Below are 21,947 nucleotides of genomic sequence, written 5' to 3'. Positions count from 1 at the left end.
CGCTCAAGTAACACAAGGCTTACTGGATCTGTTCCGGCGTCACGATCACCCAGTTCTTGTCCGCCGTCACCGGTAACCCTTCCTTGGCCTGCGCCGCCGCGTTCTTCGCGATCATCCCGTTCAACTGGTCCATGTACTTGGCCTTGCGGTTGATCCACAGGTGGATGCCGCCCTTGTTCACATCCACGCCATGGAACTGCATGTAGCCATCGCTGGTCGGCGTATCGCCTCCCACCAGCACCGGCTTCTTCCATTCATCGATATAGGTCAGGATCGCCGCCTGCTTGCCTGCCATCCAGGTGGCCGGGGTCCACAGGTAAGGCGTCAGCTCAAGCCCTTCGTTGGCCTTGGCGTCATATTGCCCGGCAGCGATCTGCTTGCGTGCCGTGGTCAGCTGGCCACTGGCGCGATCCTTGAGCAACAGACTGACGCCAATCACGTTCTGCGGTTTGACGTTGTAGCCGTACTTGGGATCGGCAGCGACCATGCGCACCAGCTCTTCGGACGCCGCCGAGATCACATAGACCTCGATGCCATTCTCCATCAGCTTGTTGTACAGCTCGGCCTGGCCAGTGAAGACCTTCGGCGGCTGCACCTCGATGGTCTTGACCTGGTCGCCTTCGAAATAGGTGCTGGGGATCGGCTTGGTGGAGGCCATCAGCTCGTCGACCTGAGCCTTGAGTTCCTTGAGCGTGAAGCCGGCAAACACCTGTGCCACCCATGGGTAGCAGACCATGTCGTCGATTTCGCACAGCCGGTAGTAGTAGCTGAACAGGCTTTCCTTGTGCTCGGCCGTGTCCTTGAACGGAATCAGTTTGAGCGACGGGTCGAGTTTGTCGCGGGTCAGCAGCCCCTTGTTCTCCATGAACGGCAGCAGCGCTTCTTCGAGGTCGTAGCGGTAGCTGGTGTTGTCCATGTCAAAGACTGCGTAGTTACCTTTATTGGCATTGGCGGCAATCATGGCGTCGAGCTGCCTGGCCGCATCGGCGGGCCAGTGCTTGAGCTCGGTAGCGAAGCTTTCGATACTGAACAGCAGGGACAGGCCGAGGGCGACGGCTTTCGGAGCGAACTTCATGTGCAGATCTCCTGAAATGACCTGCAAACGCTAGTGCAACACTCGCCGCTTGCAGGCCCTCACAGCGACCTGCACGCAGCTGTAAACGTCTTGTTCATTGCCATTTGCGACAACCTGTTATTCCATAAACGACTAAGCAAATTACCTTTGGGTATAAATTCGTTTGTTTTCAGGCTGTTAGCATTTCCGTTCGCAATCGCTCACCAGAGGCGATGCCTCTTCTGCTTTTTCCTGGAGCTTCAATGAACCTGCCGTTGTCTCTCAACCTGCTGGCGTTCCTGGCCTTGCTGCTGGGCCTGGCGCAAACCCGCCGCACCGACTGGAGCCTGGCCAAGAAGGTCCTGCTGGGCCTGGCACTGGGCGTGGCGTTCGGCCTGGCCCTGCACACCCTTTACGGCGCCGGCCACCCGGTACTCAAGGCCACCATCAGCTGGCTCGACCTGGTCGGCAACGGCTACGTCGGGCTGTTGCAGATGATCGTCATGCCGCTGATCTTCGCCTCGATCCTCAGCGCCGTGGCCCGCCTGCACAACGCCTCGTCGCTGGGCCGCATCAGCGTGCTGAGCATCGGCACGCTGTTGCTGACCACCGCCATTGCCGCACTGATCGGCATTGTCCTGACCAACCTGTTCGGCCTGAGCGCCGAAGGGCTGGTGGCCGGCGCCCAGGAAAGCGCGCGCATGCAGGTTATCCACAGCGATTACGTGGGCAAGGTCGCCGACCTGAATATCCCGCAGTTGCTGCTGTCGTTCATCCCGAGCAACCCGGTCGGCGACCTGGCCAGGGCCAAGCCGACCTCGATCATCAGCGTGGTGATCTTCGCCGTGTTCGTCGGCCTGGCCGCGCTGCAGCTGATCAAGGACGACGCCGAGAAAGGCGAGCGCGCCCTGTCGGCCATCGATACCCTGCAAGCCTGGGTGATGCGCCTGGTGCGCGTGGTCATGAAGCTCACCCCCTATGGCGTGCTGGCGCTGATGACCAAGGTGGTGGCCAGCTCGAACCTGGAAGACATCCTCAAGCTCGGCAGTTTCGTGGTGGTGTCGTACCTGGGCCTGGCGTTGATGTTCGTGGTCCACGGCATCATCCTCGCGGCTACCGGCGTGAGCCCGCTGCGTTTCTTCCGCAAGGTCTGGCCGGTGCTGACCTTTGCCTTCACCAGCCGCTCCAGCGCCGCCAGCATCCCGCTGAACATCGAAGCGCAAACCCGTCGCCTGGGCGTGCCGCAGTCGATTGCCAGCTTCAGTGCATCGTTCGGTACCACCATTGGCCAGAACGGCTGCGCAGGCCTGTATCCGGCCATGTTGGCAGTGATGGTGGCACCAGCGGTGGGCATCGATACCTTCGACCCGCTGTGGATTGCGACCCTGGTGGCGATTGTGACGCTGAGTTCGGCGGGGGTTGCCGGCGTAGGTGGTGGTGCAACCTTCGCCGCGCTGATCGTGCTGCCGGCCATGGGCCTGCCGGTCGAGCTGGTGGCGCTGCTGATTTCGGTGGAGCCGCTGATCGACATGGGGCGCACGGCGTTGAACGTGAATGGCTCGATGACAGCGGGCGTGGTCACCAGCCAACTGTTGAAAGAGACTGACAAGGATGTGCTGGCCGGCGACGAGCATGCCGAGCTGAGCCACTCCTGATTGCACCGGGGCCGCTGCGCGGCCCTTCGCGGGCAAGCCCGCTCCCACAAGATCCCTGCTTACACCGTTCAATGTGGGAGCGGGCTTGCCCGCGAAGGGCTGCGAAGCAGCCCCGGCACGTTCAGATCTTGTCCCAAACCTCGAAGTGGTAGGCAGGCTTGCCTTCTTCAGCCTGAGCCTCGCTCGACACCCGCTTCCACTGGCCCTCATCGAACGCTGGGAACCAGGCATCCCCTTTCGGTGCCAACTCGACCCGCGTCAGGTACATCCGGCTCACCAGTCCCTTTTCCAGCGCCTGCCCATACAGCTGCGCCCCGCCAATCAGCATCAGCTCACCAACGCCTTGCTCGCGCGCCCACTGCTCGGCCCGCGCCACTGCGGCCTCCAGCGAGGCGAACACCTCGGCGCCGGCCAGTTCCAGCCCTGCCTGCCGGCTGACCACGATATTCAACCGCCCCGGCAACGGCCGGCCCAGTGAATCCCAGGTCTTGCGCCCCATGATGATCGGCTTGCCCAGGGTGGTGGCCTTGAAGTACTTGAAGTCCCCCGGCAGGTGCCAGGGCATGGAGTTGTCGATGCCGATCACGCGGTTCTCGGCGTGGGCCGCGATCAGGCTGAGGGGGAGTGATGTATTCATGCCAGCGAGGATAGCATCGGGCGTGTGGGTTATGCTTCTGCCCTGAACCACGCAATGGAAGACCTTGTGACTGTACCGACACCACTGGACAAGCGCTGGCTCACCGAAGCGGTACGCCTGCGCGAGGAACACGCAGGCCTCCTGGACGACCAGGAGGCCAACCGCCACGCCCGCCAACAGGGCGGCGACCTGGCGGCGCGCATCGAAACCCGTGCACTTTGGCTGGCCGAGCGCGATGGCATGACCACGGCCTTGCGCCACTGGAAGCAGGGCGCACGCCTGGCGCTGCTGGCCTTGATGCTGCTGGCCGTGTTCAGCGGTGCGGGCCTGGCCTTCGCCGCCCTCGGTGACGGGCAGCGCCCGGTCAATGTGTTCTGGGCCCTGGGCAGCCTGCTCGGGCTGAACCTGCTGATGCTGCTGGGCTGGGCCGTGGGTTTTGCCTTGAGCGGCGAGCACGGCGCCAGCCTCGGCCGCCTGTGGTTGTGGTTGAGTGAACGCTTCGCCCGCGACGCCAAGGCAGCGCACCTGGCACCGGCACTGCTGGTGCTGCTGCAACGCCAGCGCCTGAACCGCTGGCTGCTTGGCGCCCTTGTGCACGGCCTGTGGCTGCTGGCGATGGTCGCGGCCCTGGGCATGCTGCTGACCCTGCTGGCAACCCGCCGCTACGGCTTCGTCTGGGAAACCACGCTACTTGCCGCCGATCCGTTCATTCACTTGACTCAAGCCCTCGGCGCAGTGCCCGCGGTGCTCGGTTTCGCCGTGCCGGACGAGGCCATGATCCGCGCCAGCGGCGACACCCTCCCCGCCCTGGCTATCGCCCGCCAGGCCTGGGCCAGCTGGCTGCTCGGCGTGGTGCTGGTGTACGGCCTGCTGCCACGCCTGCTGCTGGCCGGGCTGTGCCTGTGGCGCTGGCGCCAGGGCCGCGCCCAGCTGACGCTTGACCTCAGCCTGCCCGGCTACGCGCAATTGCGCGACGCCTTGATGCCACGCAGCGAACGCATCGGCGTGCAGGATGCCGCCCCCGATGCGCTGCCGCAATTCCAGGCTGGCCAGCTGGAAAGCGGCAGCAGCGGCGCGCTGCTGGTGGGCCTGGAACTGGACGACCAGCACCCCTGGCCACCCGCCCTGCCCAAGGTTGTGACCGACGCTGGCGTGCTCGATAGCCGCGAATCACGCAACAAGCTGCTCGAACAGCTCAGCCGTTTTCCGCCGGCACGCCTGGCCATCGCCTGCGACCCACGGCGCTCGCCCGATCGCGGCAGCCTGGCGTTGCTCGCAGAACTGGCTCGCCATGCCGGCGCCACCCGCATCTGGCTGCTGCAGGCAGCCCCCGGCCAAGCCCTGGACGCCGAGCGCCTGGGCGACTGGCACGACGCCCTGGATCGCCTGGGCCTGCCCCATGCCGACACCTCGCCCCTGACCTGGCTGGAGCATGGCCATGACTGAGCCGCTGAAACTGGCCGTGGTCGGCCACACCAACGTCGGCAAGACCTCGCTGCTGCGCACCCTCACCCGCGACGTCGGCTTCGGCGAGGTCTCGCACCGCCCCAGCACCACCCGCCACGTCGAAGGTGCGCGGCTGTCGGTGGACGGCGAACCGCTGCTCGAGCTCTACGACACCCCCGGCCTGGAAGACGCCATCGCCCTGCTCGACTACCTCGAGCGCCTGGAACGCCCCGGTGAGCGCCTGGACGGCCCGGCCCGCCTCGCACGCTTCCTGCAGGGCAGCGAGGCGCGCCAGCGCTTCGAGCAGGAAGCCAAGGTGCTGCGTCAGCTGCTGGCGAGCAATGCCGGCCTATATGTGATCGACGCCCGCGAGCCGGTGCTGGCCAAGTACCGTGACGAGCTGGAAGTGCTGGCCAGCTGCGGCAAACCGCTGTTGCCGGTGCTCAACTTCGTCGCCAGCAGCCAGCACCGCGAGCCGCAATGGCGTGAAGCCCTTGCCCGGCTTGGGCTTCACGCATTGGTGCGGTTCGACAGCGTGGCGCCGCCGGAAGATGGCGAACGCCGGTTGTACGAGAGCCTGGCGCTGCTGCTGGAGGACGCCCGACCGGCCCTGCAACGGCTGATCGAAGACCAACAGGCCCAGCGCCTGGCACGCCAGCACAGCGGCAAGCGGCTGATCGCCGAACTGCTACTCGACTGCGCCGCCTGCCGGCGCAGTGTCGAGGCCGAACCTGCCGCAGAAGCGCGAGCCATCGAGGCCTTGCGCGAGGATGTACGCCAGCGTGAGCAGCGCTGCGTCGAGGCACTGCTCAAGCTGTATGCCTTCCGCCGCGAGGATGCCAATGCCGGTGACTTGCCGCTGCTGAATGGCCGTTGGGGCGATGACCTGTTCAATCCCGAAACCCTGAAGTTGCTGGGGGTCCGTCTGGGCAGCGGCGTGGCGGCCGGGGCGGCGGCCGGGGCCGGCGTTGACCTGTTGGTTGGCGGCCTGACCCTCGGCGCGGCAGCGTTGGCCGGCGCGATCGCCGGTGGTGCGCTGCAGACTGCGCGCAACTATGGGTCGCGACTCATGGGCAAACTGAAGGGGCAGCGTGAGCTGACGGTGGATGACACGGTGCTGCGGCTGCTGGCATTGCGTCAGCAGCAACTGATGGTGGCACTGGATGGCCGGGGGCATGCGGCGCAGGACAGCATCAAGCTGGGGGCCGTGGATGAAAAGGCTTGGCGAGAAGGCAAACTGCCAGAGGCCTTGAGCAAGGCGCGGGCGCATCCACAGTGGTCGACCCTTAACCCCGGGGCGAAGCTGAATCAGGCTGAGCGGCAGGAGCAGCTGGAAGCGCTGGTTTCACAGATCTGATTCAGCAGGTCTGGCCCTTTCGCGGGTAAACCCGCTCCCACAGGATCACTGCAAATCTCAGGTTGGCAGTAATCCTGGGGGTTTACCCGCGAAGGAAGTGTCAGATTTTTTGTGTGCGGGCCGGTAACGGCCTGCCGTCAGGCAGGCCCTGATCTTCACCAGGTTGGCCTGATGAACCGATCTCCGTACAGAATCGCAAATTGATTCATCGCGCTTTTCCAATCATGGGCCGGTTTTCCCCAATTGGCTGTTATGTTGCGCAATCCCAGCCAAATCAGTTTGGTCGCTGCGTCATCATTCGGGAAATGCCCTCGGGTCTTGATGACCTTGCGTAGCTGGGCGTTGATGCTCTCGATCGCGTTGGTGGTATAGATCACCTTCCGGATGGCGGGCGGAAAGACAAAGAATGGAATCACGCGATCCCAGGCGCGTCTCCAGGCAGCCACCACCGTTGGATATTTCTCACCCCACGGCCCGCTCTCAAACTCATCGAGTGCTTGCTCAGCCGCTTCGGCATTGATGGCTTGGTAAATCGGTTTCAGTTCCTTGGCCAGTGCGCGCCGTTTGTCCCAGGCCGCGTAGTCCAGGCTGTTGCGGATCAGATGCACGATGCACGTCTGCAATGTCGTCTCTGGAAACACGGCGCTGAGGGCTTCTGGCATGCCTTTAAGGCCATCGGTCACGGCAATCAGCACGTCCTCGACGCCACGTGTCTTGAGATCGTTGAACACCTTCATCCAGAACTTCGCACCCTCAGTGTTCTCGATCCAGATGCCCAGGATGTCGCGCGTCCCGTCGGGTAGAACGCCCAAAGCCAAGTAAATGGCCTTGTTGCGCACCAGGCCTTCTTCGCGAATCTTCACCCGCAGCGCATCAAAGAAAATGACCGGGTACATCGGCTCCAATGGCCGCTGTTGCCACGCGCCAATTTCGTCCATGACCTCGTCTGTCACAGAGCTGATGAAGTCGGGTGAAACGTCGGTTCCATACTGCTCGGACAGGAAGGCCCGGATCTCTCTGACTGTCATTCCACGGGCGTACATGGCGATGATCTTGTCGTCGAAGCCAGTGTAACGGCGCTCATGTTTGGGGATCAGGATGGGCGAGAAGCTGCCGTCACGGTCGCGAGGGATATCCAAGCGCAGAGGCCCATCGCCGGTTAGCACTGTCTTGCCGCTTTTGCCGTTGCGCTGGTTGGTTTCATCCTCCGGGCGCTGCGCGCCCGGCGGATAACCCAGGTGGTGGCCAAGCTCGGCATGCAGAGCGCGTTCGATCAAGGCCTTCTTGAACGCCGCAGAGGCATCCTCGATAGCTTCTGCGGTCATCAGGCCCTCACCGAACTGCTCCAGCAGCTCCTTGGGGATTTTGGGCAGGTCACGCAGGGGTTTCTTTTTGGTTGGCATACATGCACCTCTTACTCATGTTATGCCCGAACACAAAATTTCTGACACCCTCCCCGCGAAAGGGCCGATACAGGCATCATTCAGAGCAAGGCCAGTGCCTTATCCCTCAGCGCCCCAAGATCCATCACCGGTACCCCGACCTCCTTGGCCATCTCGTCCCATTCGCGCATCCGCAAGCTCACTGCGAACAGCGGATCCCGCTCGAACGCATCCGCCTCGGCCACGCTCATCACACCCCCTTGGTACTCCAGGGTGCCCCGGCTCGCCTCGCTCAACCGCTGGTAATACCCCGGCTGGCGCAAGGTCAGGTAACGCTTGGCTTCCACGTGATACTGCACCAGCCGCACCATGCGCTCGCCGAAGCCACAACGGCGCAGGTATTCGGCACCGACGCGCTCATGGCTGACCACGCCATAGCCCCCCATGCTGGCTTCACCGCCGCACAGGTGGCCGATGTCGTGGAAAAATGCTGCCAGTACCACTTCATCGTCGAAGCCTTCAGCCATGGCCAACTGCGCAGCCTGGGACATGTGCTCCAGCTGATTGACGGCTTCGCCGATGTAGTCGTCGCTACCATGCTGCTCATACAAGGAGAACAGCGTGTCGATGGTCTGGGTTGGCGTGGGCATGGGCTTCACTCCCGGGCTTATTGTTGCGCCACCTTCTCCGACTTGCCGTCATAGCGCTTGCGCCATTCGCTGAGGATCTCGTCGCGGTGCTTCGAGGCCCAGGCAAAGTCGTTGTTGATCAGGCGCTGTTCATAATCGGCCGGCAATTCGGTCTGCGGCTTGGCGATACCTGGCGCGGCCAGTACGGCAAAGTTGTCCTTGTACAGTTCCATGGCCGCCGGGCTTGCCGAAAAATCAGCCAGGCGCTTGGCCGCGTCAGCCTTCGGCGAACCCTTGATCACGGCGGTGGCCTCGATCTCCCAGCCCAGGCCTTCCTTCGGCAGCACGATCTCCAGCGGCGCACCCTGGCGCTTGAGCTGCACGGCCGGGTACTCGAACGAGATACCGATCGGGAACTCGCCCGCCGCCGCCAGCTTGCAGGGCTTGGAGCCTGAGTGTACGTACTGGCCGATATTCTGGTGCAAAGCGTCCATATAGGCCCAACCCTGAGGCTCGCCGAAAGTCTGCAGCCAGGCGCTGACGTCGAGGAAGCCGGTGCCGGACGAGGCCGGGTTGGGCATGACGATCTTGCCCTTGTATTCCGGCTTGGTCAGGTCCTGCCAGCTCAGCGGCTTGCTCAGGCCCTGTTTCTCGGCTTCGACGGTGTTGAAGCAGAGGGTCGCGGCCCACACATCCATGCCGACCCAAGCGGGCGGGTTGGCGGCATCTCGGTAGTTCGCCGAGATCTTGCCCAGATCTTTCGGCGCGTAGGCTTCGAGCATGCCGTTCTGGTCGAGGATGGCCAGGCTGGAGGCGGCCAGGCCCCAGACTGCGTCAGCCTGCGGGCGCTCCTTTTCGGCCAGCAGCTTGGCGGTGATGATGCCGGTGGAGTCACGCACCCACTTGATCTCGATGTCCGGGTTGGCCTTTTCGAAGGCCTGTTTGTAGCTCTTGAGCTGCTCGGCTTCCAGAGCGGTGTACACGGTCAGCTGGGTGGCGGCGGCCGAAGCCTGCAGGCTGAAGACGGCGGATACGGCAGCGGCAAGTGCGAGGGGCTTGAACATGATGCGTTTCCTATCAGTGTGGGCAGTCGGTCAATGGCCGGAGGCGCGCTGGCGCCAGGCCTGGGAGCGGCGCAGCAGGCCGCGGGAAGCAGCGGCCAGCAGCAGCGAGGCGGCGGCGCTGGTCAGCAGGATCAGGGCCGACATGGCGGCGGCACCGCCAACGTTGCCGGCATCGTCCATGTTCAACACGGCGACGGCGGCGAGGATGGTGTCAGGGCTGTAGAGGAAGATCGCCGCCGACACCGTGGTCATCGCCGAAACGAACAGGTAGCGGATGATGTCCAGCAGCGCCGGCAGGCAGATCGGCACGGTGACCCGCACGAAGTGCTTGTACAGCGGCGCCTTGAGCGACAGCGCGGCGGCCTCGAACTCGCCGTCGAGCTGGCGCAGCGCGGTGGCAGCGGTCATCTGTGCGGTGGTCAGGTAATGGGCGATGGTGCACAGCACCAGCAGCGCCATGCCGCCATAGAACACGTGCAGCGGGTTGCCACTGAGGTTGAAGAAGAACACGTAGCCCAGGCCCAGCACCAACCCAGGTACCGCCATAGGGATGAAACTGAGCAGACGCAGGGCTTGGTTGAGCAGGCGCTGGCCTTGAGTTTTCTCCATCAGGTAGGCACCGGTGAAGATCACGATACTGCCGATCAGCGCAGTGCACATAGCCATGGTCACGCTGTTGCGGTAGGCCAGCCAGCCGCCACCGGCGGTGTCGTCGAACAGGTAGTGCTTGAACGACAGGGTCAGGTTGTACGGCCAGAACGTCACCAGCGACGAGTACACCGCCATGCCGATCACTACCAGCAGCGCCGCACAGACCAGTAGCACAATGGCCAGGAAGCAGGCATCACGGCAACGTGACGGGGTGGGCTCGAACACCTGGGCACGGCCGCTCATCGCCTGGCCCTGGCGCCGACGCAGCCAGGCATCGACGCCGAAGCTGAACAGCGCTGGCAGCAACAGCACCATGCCGATCAACGCGCCACGGCCGAACTGCTGCTGGCCGACCACCGCCTTGTAGGCTTCCAGCGCCAGCACCTGATAGTCGCCGCCGACCACGACCGGCACGCCGAAGTCGGTGATGGTCAAGGTGAATACCAGGCAGAACGCGGCGAACACCGACTGACGCGTGGCTGGCCAGGTGATGCTGCAAAACGCCCGCCACGGACCGGCGCCCATGCTCGACGCGGCGTCGAACAGCCGCGCGTCTGCCAGCGACAGCGCCGAGAGCAGGATCATCAGCGCATGGGGGAAGGTGTAGATGGCCTCGCCGAGCACGATGCCCCAGAAGCCATAGATGTTGTCGCTGAGCAGGCTGCGCAGCAGGCCTTGGTTGCCGAACAGATAGACCAGGGCAATTGCCGGGAGCATCGACGGCGCCAGCAGCGGCAGCAACGAGATGCCCCGCCACAGGCCTTTGGCCGGGATCAGCGTGCGCTGCAAGGCGTAGGCAAACAGGTAAGCCAGCGGCACCACGAGCACCGCCACGGTGCAGGCCACCGCCAGGCTGTTGCCGAGCAGCCAGTGGAAGTTTGCGCTGGCAAACAACTCGCGGGCGGCCAGCAAGCCACCGCCCTGGCCGGTTTCACCGCTGAAGCCTTTCCAGAAAATGGCCAGCAACGGCATCACCACGGCCAGCAGCAGCAGAACCAGCAGCAGGCTCTTGCCACCGACGACGAACAGGCGGTCACCCAGGGCGACGTCGCCGCGTGGTGCAGGTTTGGTCTGGGTCAGCGGCAGGGACATTGGCGCAGGCATCTCAGGCAAACACCTGCAGGCTCTGCGGTGGCAGCGCCACCCAGATATCCTGCGAGCCCAAGCGCGGCATGGCCTCAGGCGCCAGTTCGGCGAGCAGGGCATGGCCGGGCAGGGCCTTGAGCTCGAAGCTCATGCGGCAGCGGTTGCCGAGGAAGGTAATTTCACGAACCTTGGCGGGGAACAGGTTTTCCTCATGCACCAATGGGTTCACGGCGATTGCCTCCGGGCGGCAGAACAGTCGGCCGCTGCGGGCAGTACCCGCGTTGGTCGCCAGGCGCATGCTCATGGCGCCGACCTGGGCATGGCTCTCGCTGCTGCGCTGGAACGGCAGCCAGTTGCCTTGGCCGACGAACTCGGCGACGAACGGCGTGGCGGGCTGGTCGTAGATCTCCTGCGCAGTGGCGTATTGCTCCACCTGACCGTTGTTCATCACCGCGATGCGGTCGGCCATGAGCATGGCTTCGTCCTGGTTGTGGGTGACCATCAGCGTGGTGATGCCCAGCTTTCGCTGCAGCTGGCGCAGCTCGGTGCACAGGTGCTCACGCACCCGGGCATCCAGCGCCGACATCGGTTCGTCGAGCAGCAGCAGCGACGGCGACGGCGCCAGCGCACGGGCCAGGGCCACGCGTTGCTGCTGACCGCCGGACAGCTGGCCGGGGTATTTCTTTTCGCTACCCGACAGGCCAACCAGTTCGAGCATTTCTGCCACACGTTGACGGCTCTGGTCGCGGCTGCTGCCGGTCAGGCCGTAGGCGATGTTGGCTTCGACGGTCAGGTTGGGAAACAACGCATAGGACTGGAACAGGATGCCGTAGTCACGGGCCTGGGGCGGCAGTTCGGAGATGTCGCGCTCCCCCATGTACAACACGCCACGGTCCTGGCGTTCGAGGCCGGCGATGCAGCGCAGCAGGGTGGTCTTGCCGCAACCGGATGGGCCGAGCAGGCAGACCAGCTCGCCAGCGGCGATGTCCAGAGACACATCGTTGAGCGCCGTGAAGGCACCGAAACGCTTGTGGATACCGCGCACTTTCATCTGTGCGCCTGGGGTGGCGTGGTTCATGGCAAGGCCTCATCGAACAAGTGAGGGCCATGCTAGGCGGGCTGTGCGAAGGTTCTGTGGCTTTCAGGCCAAAGACGCTGATAGTGGTATAGGCAGATTTTGTAGTGGCCTTCAGGCCCCCTTCGCGGGTAAACCCGCTCCCACAGGATCTCTTTAGCGCTTGAAGCCTGCGCGGTACCTGTGGGAGCGGGTTTACCCGCGAAGAAACCAACACCGATTTAGAGGTGCGAACCCACCACTTCCTGCGCCACACCCAGGAAAGCCGCCGGCAACCGGGCCTGGCGCCGTTCCTTCAGGCAATACAGGTACTCATGCATCACCGGCGCATTCTCCAACGCCAGCACCCTCAGTTCGGGGTTGTGCGGCACCTCATGGCGGGCAATAACGCTGATGCCGATGTTGCGCAGCACCGCCTCGCGGATCGACTCGCGGCTGCCAATTTCCAGTAACGCCCCGGCCTTGACCCCGGCATCCAGCATCATCTGCTCGGTCAGCTTGCGCGTGGTAGAGCCCTTTTCGCGCATCAGCAGACAATGCCCCGCCACTACATCAATGCCTACCGCCTGGCGATGGGCCAACGGATGATTACGGTGCACCGCCACCACCAGCGGGTCGGCGCCAAGCGCCCGCCGTACCAGCCGCGCATCCTCCAGCAGCTGCGATGAGGCGGCGATATCCACCCGGTAGTCCTCGAGCATCTCCAGCACCTGCTGCGAGTTGCCGATCTCCACCGCCACCTCGACCTGGGGCAGGCGCTCGCGGAAGATCTTCACCAGGTCGAGGATGTAGTACGGCGCAGTGGCGGCAATGCGCAAGCTGCCCTGGGCCTGGCCGCTGTTGCGCAACTCGAACTCGATGTCGGCCTCCTGCTGCAGCAACGCCTTGACCATCGGCAGCAGGCGCACGCCCTCTTCGCTCAACACCAGGCGCCGGCCACCGCGGTAGAACAGCTCCACCGCATAGTGGCTTTCCAGGTTGCGAATCTGCGTGGTCACCGTCGGCTGGCTGAGCCCGAGCTTCTTCGCCGCCAGGGTGATGCTGCCCTGACGGGCCACCATGTAGAAGGCTTTGAGCTCGGCACTCAGCATTGCAGGACCTCATTTGCGCAACAGGCGCAGACCGTTGAACACCACCAGCAGGCTCACGCCCATGTCGGCGAACACCGCCATCCACATGGTGGCCATGCCGGCAAAGGTGATCGCCAGGAATATCGCCTTGATGCCCAGCGCCAGAACGATGTTCTGCGTCAGGATCGCCGCACTTTGGCGCGACAGCCTGACGAACGCCGGGATTTTGCGCAAGTCGTCGTCCATCAGCGCCACGTCGGCGGTTTCGATCGCCGTGTCGGTACCCGCCGCCGCCATGGCGAAGCCGATTTCGGCACGGGCCAGGGCTGGCGCGTCGTTGATGCCATCCCCGACCATGCCCACCCGGTGCCCTTCGGCGTACAGCTGCTCGATGCTCTGCAGCTTGTCGGCCGGCAGCAGATTGCCTTCGGCGCGGTCGATACCCACCTGCGCGGCGATAGCCTGGGCGGTGTGCGGATTGTCGCCGGTCAACATGACGGTCTTGATGCCCAACGCGTGCAATTCGGCGATCGCCTGGCGGCTGCTGTCCTTGACTGTGTCGGCCACGGCGAACAGTGCCAACGGCCCGGAACGGTCGAGCAGCAGCACCACGGTCTTGCCCTGGCGCTCCAGCGTATCCAGTTGGGCTTCCAGCTCCGCCGAGCACAGCCCCAGTTCCTCGACCAGCCGGTGGTTGCCCAGGTGGTAGGTTTCGCCGTCGATATCACCACGCACGCCGCGGCCGGCCAGGGCAGCGAATTCGCTGACCTCGCTCAGCGGCAGGTGCTGTGCCTTGGCGAATTGGGCGATGGCGCCCGACACCGGGTGATCGGAACGGTCGGCCAGGCTTGCTGCCAACGCCTGGGCCCGGCTCTCGAACAGGGGCTCAAGCACCTTGGCATCGGTTTGCACCGGTTTGCCGTGGGTGATGGTGCCGGTCTTGTCCAGGGCCAGGAAGTCCAGCTTGCGCCCGCCTTCCAGGTAGACCCCGCCCTTGATCAGGATGCCCTTGCGCGCCGCAGCGGCCAAACCGCTGACAATGGTCACCGGGGTGGAGATGACCAGCGCACAGGGGCAGGCAACCACCAGCAGCACCAGCGCACGGTACACCCAGTCGAACCAGGCACCTGCCATGAACAACGGCGGGATCACCGCCACTGCCAGGGCCACGGCGAACACCACTGGGGTGTAGATGCGTGAGAACTGATCGACGAAACGCTGGGTAGGCGCACGCGCCCCTTGTGCTTCTTCGACGGCCTTGATGATGCGCGCCAGAGTCGACTGCCCGGCGGCTGCCGTCACGCGGTACTCCAAGGCACCGGCCTGGTTGATGGTACCGGCGAACAACTTGTCGCCAATTGCCTTTTCCACTGGCAGGCTTTCGCCGGTGATCGGCGCCTGATCGACGCTGGATTGCCCACTGATCACTTGGCCATCCAGGCCGATGCGTTCGCCCGGTCGCACCCGAACCAGGGCGCCGATTGCCACCTCACGCACCTCCATCTCACGCCACTGGCCATCGGTCTGCTGCACCGTGGCCATGTCCGGAGCCAGCTGCATCAACCCACCGATGGCATTGCGTGCACGGTCCAGCGAGCGCGCCTCGATCAGTTCGGCGACGGTGAACAGCACCATGACCATGGCAGCTTCCGGCCACTGGCCAATCAGCACGGCGCCGGTCACGGCAATGCTCATCAGCGCATTGATGTTGAGGTTACGGTTCTTCAGGGCGATCCAGCCCTTCTTGTAGGTACCCAGGCCGCAACCGAGGATTGCCGCCAGCGCGAGCGCGGCAACAACCCACTCCGGCGCGAGGTTGGCGAAGTGCACGATTTCGGCGGTGATCGCGGCGATACCCGACAGGGCCAGCGGCCACCAGCGAGTCTGATGCGGCCGTGCTGCAAGGGTGCTCCCGTCGTCCTCTGCGGCCAGTGGCTCGGCCTTCATGCCCAGGCTGTCGATGGCGCGCTCGATTTCACCCGTGCCGCTCAAGGTATGGCGCACACCGAGCACGCGATTGATCAGGTTGAATTCCAGCTGCTCGATGCCCGCCAGCTTGCCCAGCTTGTCCTGGATCAGGGTTTGCTCGGTAGGGCAGTCCATGGCGTCGATGCGAAAGCGGCTGAGTCGAGCATGGCTGCTAGCCTTCTCGCTCAGTTGCACCAGAGCGGGCGTGGCGCTGGAGCCACAGCAGCTGTGACCGTGGACGGCATGGCCATGGTGTTCATCGCCATGGGCATGATCGTGTGAATGCTTGTGTTCGTGGCTGACAGGCTGGTTCATGGGGTCATCCTTAAATTGAGCCTGTTGCCAAGTGAACACCCTGTAGCCACTATAGGGTCAAGCCACTTGCTGGAGATTTCGTCATGAAGATCGGAGAACTGGCCAAAGCCACCGATTGCGCCGTGGAGACCATCCGTTATTACGAGCGTGAACAACTGCTGCCGGAGCCAGCCCGGACCGAGGGCAACTACCGGCAGTACACCCAGGCCCACGTCGAGCGGCTGACCTTCATCCGCAACTGCCGAACCCTGGACATGACCCTGGACGAGATCCGCAGCCTGCTACGCCTGCGCGACAGCCCCGACGACGCATGCGGCAGCGTCAATGCACTGATCGACGAGCATATCGAGCATGTGCAGGCGCGGATCGATGGCTTGGTGGCATTGCAGGAGCAGCTGGTGGAGCTGCGACGGCGCTGCAATGCGCAGGGGGCGGAGTGCGCGATCTTGCAGCAACTGGAGACGAACGGGGCGGTATCGGTCCCGGAAACCGAGCATTCCCATGTAGGCCGAAGCCACGGGCATTGAGCCGAAATCATTCGCGGGCAAGCCCGCTCCCACAGGGATCACCACAAGCCTGAGATTGTGATGTACCTGTGGGAGCGGGCTTGCCCGCGAAAAGGCCAGCTCAGCCAAACCTGAACTATCAGACGGCCATCGGCGCGGTCATCGGCGCATGGTGCTCATAGCCTTCCAGGCTGAAATCGCTCGGCTCGATCTTCTCCAGCCACTCCGGCTCGTACTTGCCGGTCTTGGCAAACTCCGGCACACGGTCACTGATCACCAGCTTCGGCGCTTCCAGCGGCTCGCGCTTGAGCTGCTCGTTGAGCATGTCCAGGTGGTTCTCATACACATGGGCATCGCCGATGAAGTAGGTGAACCAGCGCGGGGTATAGCCGGTCAGGCGGCCGAACAGCGACAGCAGCGCCGCGCCCTCGGTGAGGTTGAACGGCGTGCCCAGGCCCAGGTCGTTGGAGCGGATGTAGAGGGTCAGGGAAATCTCCTTGGTCTCGACATTCGGGTGGAACTGGTACAGCAGGTGGCAGGGCGGCAGGGCCATTTCGTCGAGCTGGGCGCAGTTCCAGCCATGGAACAGGATGCGCCGGCTGCCCGGATCGTTGACGATGGTGTCCAGGCACTGGCGCACCTGGTCGATGGCCTTGTACAGGATGACGAACGCCACGCCGTCCTCTTCGTCCTGGGCGATGCGGCGGAAGCCCGCCTTCTCGGCCATTTCGATGGCCGCCGGGTTGCTCAGCGGGATGCGCTTGTAGCCCGGCCACTGGCGCCATTGCACGCCGTAGATCTCACCCAGGTCGTCATGGCCCTGGCGGAACGGGTTGGCCAGCCACTGGGCGTTCTCGTTGGCGTTCTGGTCCCAGACCTTGCAGCCCAGCTCACGGAACTCACCGGCGTTCTTCACGCCACGCAGGAAGCCGACCATCTCGCCGATCGCCGACTTGAATGCCAGCTTGCGCGTGGTGATGGCCGGAAAGCCCTTCTGCAGGTCGAAACGCAGCATGGCGCCCGGCAGGCTGATGGTACGGATGCCGGTGCGATTGCCTTGCAGCGTGCCGTTCTCGATAACGTCGCGGACCAGGTCCAGATACTGTTTCATGGCTTACCTGTAACAAAAACGGCAGGGGGATCACCCCTGCCGTGGGAATAATCAGGCGGGTTTCGCCGTGGGTTTGCGATTATAAGCCCACCAGATCAGGCCAAGGCCAGCCAGGATCATCGGCACGCAGAGAATCTGACCCATGGTCAGCCAGCCCCAGGCGATGTAACCGAGCTGCGCGTCCGGCACACGGACGAATTCCACGATGAAACGGAAGATGCCGTAGAACAGCGCAAACATGCCGGAAACCGCCATGGTTGGCCGCGGCTTGCGCGAGAACAGCCAGAGGATGACGAACAACGCCACGCCTTCAAGGGCAAACTGGTAAAGCTGCGACGGGTGGCGCGGCAGCTGGGCCGGGTCGCTGAACGGCGGGAAGATCATCGCCCAAGGCACATCGGTAGGCTTGCCCCACAGCTCGGCGTTGATGAAGTTGCCAATGCGCCCGGCACCCAGACCAATCGGCACCAGCGGCGCGACGAAGTCCATCAGCTCGAAGAACGACTTGTTGTTGCGCTTGCCGAACCACAATGCGGCCAGCATCACACCGATGAAGCCACCGTGGAACGACATGCCGCCCTTCCACACTTCGAAGATCAGCGTCGGGTTGGCCAGGTAGGCATGCAGGTCATAGAACAGCACGTAACCCAGGCGCCCACCGACGATCACGCCCATCGACAGCCAGAACACCAGGTCGGAGAGTTTCTCGCGGGTCCAGGTCGGGTCGAAGCGGTTGAGCCGGCGCGAGGCCAGCAGCCAGGCGCCGCCGATGCCGACCAGGTACATCAGGCCGTACCAGTGGATTTTCAGTGGCCCGAGGGCTACGGCCACGGGGTCTATCTGCGGGTAAGGCAGCATGGAACTTCCTCTTGATTCAAATCAGAAAGCTGAGGCCGACGCAGAACAGCAAGGCTGCGAACAGGCGTTTCAACAGGCGTGGCGACAGCTTGTGCGCCAGGCGCGCGCCGAAGCGCGCGAAAAACATGCTGGTCACGGCAATGCCGACCAGCGCCGGCAGGTAGACGAAACCCAGGCTGTGGGGCGGCAGGTGCTGCTCATGCCAGCCCAGCAGCATGAAGCTCAGGGCACTGGCCAGGGCGATTGGCAGGCCACAGGCCGATGAGGTCGCCACGGCCTTTTGCATCGGCAGGCCGCGCCAGGTCAGGAACGGCACGGTCAGCGAGCCGCCACCGATGCCGAAGATGGCCGAGGCCCAGCCGATCGCCCCGCCGGCGCCGATCAATGCCGGCTTGCCAGGGATGTCATGGCTGGCCTTGGGCTTGAGGTCCAGGGCCATCTGCGCGGCGATGATCAGGGCGAACACGCCGATGATCTTCTGCAACTGCGGGCCCTGGATCAGCGAAGCAGTCTTGGCGCCGATGCCTGCGCCAATGAGGATGCCGAGGGTCATCCAGGCGAAGATCGGCCACTGCACCGCACCCTTGCGGTGGTGTTCGAGCACGGCGTTGATCGAGGTGAAGACGATGGTCGCCAGCGAGGTACCGACGGCCAGGTGGGTCAGCACCGACGCGTCGAAACCTTGCAGGGTGAAGCTGAACACCAGCACCGGCACGATGATGATGCCGCCGCCCACGCCGAACAGCCCGGCCAGCACACCGGCACAGGCGCCCAACAGCAGATAGAGCACGAATTCCATTCGTCTTCCCCGAGAGAACAATCCGGCATGGTAACGGAAGCCGGGCTCGTGGCTCTAGTGAACTCTGTGACAGGATGGATCGACACCCATGCAGTGGGTACAGTGGGCAAAAACACAGAGGTCCAACCGATGTGCCTGATCGTATTCGCCTGGCGGCCAGGGCATGCCCTGCCGCTGATCGTCGCGGCCAACCGTGACGAGTTCTATGCCCGGCCGACCCAGGCCCTGGCAGCCTGGGACGATGCCCCGGGGGTGCATGCCGGGCGCGACCTGGAGGCCGGTGGCACCTGGCTTGGCGTCGGCCCGCAGGGGCGCTTCGCGGCGCTGACCAACATTCGCGACCCTGGGCAGGCGCTGGGGCCACGCTCGCGGGGCGAATTGGTAGCGGCGTATCTGCAGGGTGAACTGGGGGTGGAGGCCTACCTCGACCAGGTGGCCAGCCGCAGTGGGCAATACTCAGGCTTCAACCTGTTGGTGGGAGATAGCCGCCAGCTGGGCTACCTGCATGCCCGGGACGTGGCGCCGCGCTTGCTGGAGGCCGGGGTGTACGGGCTTTCCAATGCCGGGCTGGATACGCCATGGCCGAAGCTGGTGAAAGCACGCACGGGGTTGCAGGGGCTGCTGGACACGGCCGACCCCCAGCAATTGCTGGCGTTGCTGGCGGATAACGAGCCGGCAGCCGACGCTGAGCTACCAGAGACCGGCGTGGGGGTGGCGACCGAGAAGTTGCTGTCGAGCGTGTTCATTGCCAGCCAGAACTATGGCACGCGGGCGAGTACCGTGCTGATCGTGGATGATCGAGGGAGAAGGCGGCTGGTGGAGCGCAGTTTCGGGCCCTTTGGCGGGCATCTTGGGGAAATCAGCCTGGAAGTGTGATGTTGTTTGCACCGGCCTCTTCGCGGGCAAGCCCGCTCCCACAGGTCACACACTACCCTCAAGACCGGTGTAGTACCTGTGGGAGCGGGCTTGCCCGCGAAGAAGCCAACGCTGATCAAAGGGTTTTGTTCGCCCCTGGACCGATCATCCGCGCCAGCCCGAGGTTCTTCAGGGCCAGTTGCAATGAGCTGTGGATAACCTGCGGGTTGTCATGGCTCAAGGCTTCGACCAGCAACTCCTTGGCCTTGCTCATGTTCACCTGGCGCAGCATCCACTTCACCTTCGGCAGGTTGGTGGCGTTCATCGACAGGCTGTCGAAGCCCATGGCCATCAACAGGATTGCCGCCGCCGGGTCACCGGCCATCTCGCCGCAGATGCTCACTGGCTTGCCTTCGCCATGGGCATCACGCACCACGGTATTGAGCGCCTGCAGCACTGCCGGGTGCAGGTAATCGTAAAGGTCGGCGACCCGCGGGTTGTTGCGGTCCACCGCCAGCAGGTACTGGGTCAGGTCGTTGGAACCGACCGAGAGGAAGTCCACCTGCCGCGCCAGTTCCTTGGTCTGGTAAACCGCCGCCGGGATTTCCACCATCACGCCCACCGGCGGCATCGGCACGTCGGTGCCTTCGTCACGCACCTCGCCCCAGGCACGGTGGATCAGATGCAGAGCTTCTTCCAGCTCGTGAATGCCGGAAATCATCGGCAGCAGAATGCGCAGGTTGTTCAGGCCCTCGCTGGCCTTGAGCATGGCACGGGTCTGGACCAGGAAGATTTCCGGGTGGTCGAGGGTGACGCGGATGCCGCGCCAGCCAAGGAACGGGTTTTCTTCCTTGATCGGGAAGTACGACAGCGCCTTGTCACCACCAATATCGAGGGTGCGCATGGTCACCGGCAGCGGGTGGAAGGCCGCCAGCTGCTCACGGTAGATCGCCAACTGCTCCTTTTCGCTGGGGAAGCGCTGGTTGATCATGAACGGTACTTCGGTACGGTACAGGCCAACGCCCTCGGCACCGCGCTGCTGGGCACGCGCCACATCGGCGAGCAGGCCGGTGTTGACCCACAGCGGCATGCGGTGGCCATCAGGAGTGACACACGGCAGCTCGCGCAGGGCGTCGAGGCCCTGGGCCAGTTGGCGTTCTTCCTCGACCACTTCGCTGTATTGCTTGCGCAGTACGTCGCTGGGGTTGGTGAACACCTCGCCCTTGTAGCCGTCGACGATCATCTCGATGCCATCGACCTTGGAATACGGCAGGTCGACCAGGCCCATCACCGTTGGGATACCCATGGCGCGGGCAAGGATGGCGACGTGGGAGTTGCCCGAACCCAATACCGAGACCAGGCCTGCCAGCTTGCCTTCCGGCACTTCACCGAGCATCGCCGGGGTCAGTTCTTCACTGACCAGGATGGTGTTGTCGGCATACACCAGCGACTGCGAGCGGGCTTCCTGCAGGTAGGCCAGCAGACGCCGGCCAAGGTCCTTCACGTCCGAAGCGCGCTCGCGCAGGTAATCGTCGTCCATCAGTTCGAAGCGGTTGACGTGCTCGCCAACCACCTGGCGCAAGGCGCCCTGGGCCCACTGGCCAGTCTTGATGACCTCGATCACCTCACCACCGAGGGCGGCGTCTTCGAGCATCATCAGGTACACGTCGAACAACGCGCGCTCTTCCGGGCGCAGCTGGGTGGCCAGCTTGGCCGACAGCTTGCGCATGTCTTCGCGCACGCCTTCGAGGGCGTTCTGGAACAGCTTCAGCTCGGCGTCGATGTCATCGACGGTCTTGTCCGGCACCACTTCCAGGTCGGCTGGCGGCAGCATGACCACGGCCCGCCCGACAGCGGCGCCCGGCGAGCCCGGCACGCCAACGAAGCGGGCTTCCTGAATGCCTTTGCCCTGGCGGCCCAGGCCACGGATCGAGCCGGTGGCTTCGGCGTGGGCGATAACCCCGGCGAGCTGGGCGCTCATGGTGACGAGGAAGGCTTCTTCGCCTTCATCGAACTGGCGGCGCTCCTTCTGCTGGATGACCAGTACCCCGACCACGCGACGGTGGTGGATGATCGGCGCACCGAGGAAGGAGGCGAATTTCTCTTCACCGGTTTCGGCAAAGTAGCGATAACGCGGGTGATCGGCGGCGTTTTCCAGGTTCAGCGGCTCTTCCCGGGTACCGACCAGGCCGACCAGGCCTTCGTTGGGGGCCATGCTGACCTTGCCGATGGAGCGCTTGTTCAGGCCTTCGGTAGCCATCAGCACGAAGCGGTTGGTTTCCGGGTCGAGCAGGTACACCGAGCAGACTTGGCTGCCCATGGCCTCCTTGACGCGCAAGACAATGATCCCCAACGCCGTCTTGAGATCTTTGGCGGAGTTCACTTCCTGGACGATCTTGCGCAGCGTATTGAGCATGGCTCGGGGTCGA

Annotated in this window: 18 protein-coding genes; 5 read left to right on the top strand and 13 right to left on the bottom strand. The window is 64.0% G+C overall.

What is annotated here, in order from left to right:
* Positions 1-19 precede the first annotated feature (19 nt).
* On the bottom strand, positions 20-1,075 hold the full coding sequence (gene pchP, locus OCX61_RS01300; protein ID WP_261942293.1) for a phosphorylcholine phosphatase PcpP: 1,056 nt from the start codon (positions 1,073-1,075) through the stop codon (positions 20-22).
* A gap of 242 nt (positions 1,076-1,317) precedes the next feature.
* Here pchP and OCX61_RS01295 point away from each other — a divergent pair, with 242 nt between their 5' ends.
* A complete protein-coding gene (locus tag OCX61_RS01295; RefSeq protein ID WP_261942292.1) occupies positions 1,318-2,709 on the top strand; it encodes an L-cystine transporter in 1,392 nt (463 codons plus the stop codon).
* Positions 2,710-2,830: 121 nt separating this feature from the next.
* Here the strand turns inward: OCX61_RS01295 and OCX61_RS01290 are convergent, their stop codons facing one another.
* Positions 2,831-3,346 carry a dihydrofolate reductase gene (locus OCX61_RS01290; protein WP_261942291.1) on the bottom strand — a complete coding sequence of 172 codons (516 nt, stop codon included), beginning with the start codon at positions 3,344-3,346 and terminating at the stop codon, positions 2,831-2,833.
* 54 nt (positions 3,347-3,400) lie between these two features.
* On the opposite strand from OCX61_RS01290, the gene OCX61_RS01285 reads away from it, so the two are divergent.
* Together OCX61_RS01285 and OCX61_RS01280 are read left to right on the top strand one after the other, a co-directional pair.
* Entirely contained in the window at positions 3,401-4,792 is a 1,392-nt protein-coding gene (locus tag OCX61_RS01285) for a DUF2868 domain-containing protein (RefSeq protein ID WP_261942290.1), read from the top strand.
* Positions 4,785-6,149, top strand: a complete 1,365-nt coding sequence (locus OCX61_RS01280) for a GTPase/DUF3482 domain-containing protein (protein WP_261942289.1) — start codon at positions 4,785-4,787, stop codon at positions 6,147-6,149. Before OCX61_RS01285 ends, OCX61_RS01280 begins: the two co-directional genes overlap by 8 nt.
* A 155-nt stretch (positions 6,150-6,304) precedes the next feature.
* Here OCX61_RS01280 and OCX61_RS01275 read toward each other — a convergent pair whose 3' ends face one another.
* The 7 genes from OCX61_RS01275 to OCX61_RS01245 all read right to left on the bottom strand — a co-directional run bounded on the left by OCX61_RS01275 (position 6,305) and on the right by OCX61_RS01245 (position 15,389).
* Positions 6,305-7,552 carry an IS256 family transposase gene (locus OCX61_RS01275; protein ID WP_261940477.1) on the bottom strand — a complete coding sequence of 416 codons (1,248 nt, stop codon included), beginning with the start codon at positions 7,550-7,552 and terminating at the stop codon, positions 6,305-6,307.
* A gap of 80 nt (positions 7,553-7,632) precedes the next feature.
* On the bottom strand, positions 7,633-8,181 hold the full coding sequence (locus OCX61_RS01270) for a phosphonate degradation HD-domain oxygenase (RefSeq protein ID WP_261942288.1): 549 nt from the start codon (positions 8,179-8,181) through the stop codon (positions 7,633-7,635).
* Positions 8,182-8,198: 17 nt separating this feature from the next.
* Positions 8,199-9,224 (bottom strand): putative 2-aminoethylphosphonate ABC transporter substrate-binding protein, encoded by a 1,026-nt coding sequence (locus OCX61_RS01265; protein ID WP_261942287.1) that lies wholly within the window; start codon positions 9,222-9,224, stop codon positions 8,199-8,201.
* Positions 9,225-9,254: 30 nt separating this feature from the next.
* Entirely contained in the window at positions 9,255-10,979 is a 1,725-nt protein-coding gene (locus OCX61_RS01260) for a putative 2-aminoethylphosphonate ABC transporter permease subunit (protein WP_261942286.1), read from the bottom strand.
* A 1-nt stretch (position 10,980) separates the two neighbouring features.
* Positions 10,981-12,039: a putative 2-aminoethylphosphonate ABC transporter ATP-binding protein gene (locus OCX61_RS01255; RefSeq protein WP_261942285.1), complete on the bottom strand. Its 1,059-nt coding sequence runs from the start codon at positions 12,037-12,039 to the stop codon at positions 10,981-10,983.
* A gap of 218 nt (positions 12,040-12,257) precedes the next feature.
* A complete protein-coding gene (locus OCX61_RS01250) occupies positions 12,258-13,127 on the bottom strand; it encodes a LysR family transcriptional regulator (RefSeq protein ID WP_261942284.1) in 870 nt (289 codons plus the stop codon).
* A 9-nt stretch (positions 13,128-13,136) separates the two neighbouring features.
* Positions 13,137-15,389, bottom strand: a complete 2,253-nt coding sequence (locus OCX61_RS01245; RefSeq protein ID WP_261942283.1) for a heavy metal translocating P-type ATPase — start codon at positions 15,387-15,389, stop codon at positions 13,137-13,139.
* 83 nt (positions 15,390-15,472) lie between these two features.
* Between OCX61_RS01245 and cadR the strand changes: the two genes are divergently transcribed.
* Positions 15,473-15,916, top strand: coding sequence for a cadmium resistance transcriptional regulator CadR (gene cadR, locus OCX61_RS01240; RefSeq protein WP_261942282.1), 444 nt, complete (start codon positions 15,473-15,475; stop codon positions 15,914-15,916).
* Positions 15,917-16,034: 118 nt separating this feature from the next.
* Here the strand turns inward: cadR and OCX61_RS01235 are convergent, their stop codons facing one another.
* Genes OCX61_RS01235 through OCX61_RS01225 form a run of 3 tightly spaced genes read right to left on the bottom strand, consistent with a single transcriptional unit; the run spans position 16,035 to position 18,663 of the window.
* Complete coding sequence (locus OCX61_RS01235) at positions 16,035-17,006, bottom strand: thymidylate synthase (protein ID WP_261942281.1); 972 nt, start codon at positions 17,004-17,006, stop codon at positions 16,035-16,037.
* A gap of 51 nt (positions 17,007-17,057) precedes the next feature.
* On the bottom strand, positions 17,058-17,864 hold the full coding sequence (lgt, locus tag OCX61_RS01230) for a prolipoprotein diacylglyceryl transferase (protein WP_079230092.1): 807 nt from the start codon (positions 17,862-17,864) through the stop codon (positions 17,058-17,060).
* Between the two features lie 16 nt (positions 17,865-17,880).
* The gene (locus tag OCX61_RS01225; RefSeq protein ID WP_261942280.1) at positions 17,881-18,663 is read right to left on the bottom strand and encodes a sulfite exporter TauE/SafE family protein; all 783 of its coding nucleotides are present in this window, start codon (positions 18,661-18,663) and stop codon (positions 17,881-17,883) included.
* Positions 18,664-18,792: 129 nt separating this feature from the next.
* On the opposite strand from OCX61_RS01225, the gene OCX61_RS01220 reads away from it, so the two are divergent.
* The gene (locus tag OCX61_RS01220) at positions 18,793-19,539 is read left to right on the top strand and encodes an NRDE family protein (RefSeq protein WP_261942279.1); all 747 of its coding nucleotides are present in this window, start codon (positions 18,793-18,795) and stop codon (positions 19,537-19,539) included.
* 115 nt (positions 19,540-19,654) lie between these two features.
* Here OCX61_RS01220 and ptsP read toward each other — a convergent pair whose 3' ends face one another.
* Positions 19,655-21,934, bottom strand: a complete 2,280-nt coding sequence (gene ptsP / locus OCX61_RS01215; RefSeq protein WP_261942278.1) for a phosphoenolpyruvate--protein phosphotransferase — start codon at positions 21,932-21,934, stop codon at positions 19,655-19,657.
* Positions 21,935-21,947 lie beyond the last annotated feature (13 nt).

The sequence above is a fragment of the Pseudomonas sp. LRP2-20 genome (genome assembly GCF_024349685.1).
GTDB lineage: Bacteria > Pseudomonadota > Gammaproteobacteria > Pseudomonadales > Pseudomonadaceae > Aquipseudomonas.
This window is presented reverse-complemented; position numbering and strand designations above follow the sequence as displayed.